Annotated in this window: 1 protein-coding gene and 2 pseudogenes; all 3 read right to left on the minus strand. The window is 63.6% G+C overall.

Going from position 1 to position 1,782, the window contains the following annotated elements; genetic code table 11:
• Positions 1 to 550 precede the first annotated feature (550 nt).
• Positions 551 to 721: pseudogene (locus tag AC1DY5_RS54080) on the minus strand (chromate transporter); the annotation flags it as partial.
• Between the two features lie 89 nt (positions 722 to 810).
• A pseudogene (gene ligD, locus AC1DY5_RS54085) lies at positions 811 to 1,074 on the minus strand (non-homologous end-joining DNA ligase LigD); the annotation flags it as partial.
• A 231-nt stretch (positions 1,075 to 1,305) separates the two neighbouring features.
• Positions 1,306 to 1,449: an ATP dependent DNA ligase gene (locus tag AC1DY5_RS54090; RefSeq protein ID WP_478122432.1), complete on the minus strand. Its 144-nt coding sequence runs from the start codon at positions 1,447 to 1,449 to the stop codon at positions 1,306 to 1,308.
• Positions 1,450 to 1,782: the final 333 nt, after the last annotated feature.

Consider the following 1,782-nt stretch of genomic DNA (forward strand, 5'->3'; position numbering starts at 1 on the left):
GGCCACAAGCATCGAAACTGGGATACGAATCCAGGTCCGTTTGATCCGAGATAGTCCTAGAAACGCGACGTAGCCCAGCCCCGCGGATAYGGCGAGGACCACCGCTAGCACCAATCCAGTCGTGCCCAAGGACGCCCATTGCAACAAGTAGGTGAGATAGCTCGCAATCTCCACGTGGCGCCTCCACGGGCCAAGGGCCCTGTTCCATTTTAGAAGGCGGCCAGCCTGCGTTACCGCGGCCCACCGAGCAATGGACCATCGTCAAGACGCGTCAAGACGAGATCACCGCGCGCTTACCGCTGACCCGCCCCGTGCGCACTTTTGCACGAACGAAGAACGGAACGAACAAAAACCCGATGACCTGTCGCCCAATCCGGTAACTTCGCGTAAGGAAGCATCGCATACCGTATGCGTCCACCGCTCGGCTTGTGGACGTACGGAGGCGAGATCCAACAACTTCCAATAGCTCAGCGGGTTCACAGCAGACAGGAGCGCCAGTGCTTCAGGGCTGTGGGCGATGGCATGCTGCTTGGAAGGATGCACACCGGGCTCAATGCGCGAGTGGYCAACCCGCAACCGTTGCAAGCGCCACGACCAACACAGGCGACTGCCGCCCGTACACCAGCAAGCCGAACTTGCCCAGAGCAAGGCCAAAATCGGCCCGCGAATGGATAGCGCTCGTCCATACCGGGTCGTACCGCGCGGCTGCCAAAACGCCCATAGGTACGAAAAGTCATCTTTGAACCCCAGGGTTCGCATCGCCTGACTCAGACTTTTCCCTCGCCTTCCGTAGTCGAGCCAGGGCTCGTTCCCCTTGTCCAGCCTGGTGTGGATGTTGCGCACGTTCCAGTGCGCGCCCCTGGTGACCTTCGCCAGCTCACTCCACGCGATCGGCACCGACACGCCCAGCCCTGGCCGCGCCCGCGCCGACCAGGCGGAGGCCGTCGTGGCGCCGAAGCCGAAAGCTCGACGATGCACAGGCAATCCTCGATCGAGCGGTAGACCTACGGGGCAACGAGATCTTGCAAGGCACCTCGCTGATCGCAGTGAGTGCGCCGAGAAGTCGTCGCCCACGCCGGCGAGGGCGCTGGGGCACGAAGCGGAAGTCGATGCGCGCGAGTACCAGCGGGAATGTTGAAGGGTTGAACGCCAAGGTCTTCAATTGCGCATCGAGAGCCGGAGATGGCGACGAGCTCGTCGCGTCGGCGACCCTTCGGCGAATGGAACCAGGGTTGCGCAGTTCGCCCGTGATGCCCTCCGGCGCGCGTACAAGCGACACAGGGCGACTTTTCAGGTGTTCGAGGATTAACGGGCCAACCCAACCAGACCGTAAAAGCGCACCAGCTCGATTTTGGTGTCCTCCCGCAGGCCGTGGAAGACGGGCTGCCGGACGTGTTTGCTCGTCGTCCACTCGGCGAAGCTCACCTCGGCGACCARCTCYGGCTTCACCCACTGCGCGCCGCGGGTAGCGGCGTCCGTCGCGCCCTTCGCTGGGCTCTTCGTCGCGCCAATGGCACAAGCTTTTCCAGGAGAACGGTGACGACCTTGCCGCCGATGCCAGAGCCGACGCTCCCCGCGTAGACCGGGTCGCCCGAGTCGTCGTGCACGCCGAGAAGGAGCGCCCCCGATACCGGMCTTGGTGCCGCGCTGRTAGGTCCAGCCGSCGACGACGAACTCCTGGCGCTGCCGGCACTTGAGCTTGATCCWGTCGGGGGAGCGGCTCGAGGTGTACGGGCTGTCTTTGCGCTTTCCGATGATCCCCTCCAGCCCCAGTTTGCAGGC

This window comes from Variovorax sp. P4_D9, assembly GCF_056401695.1.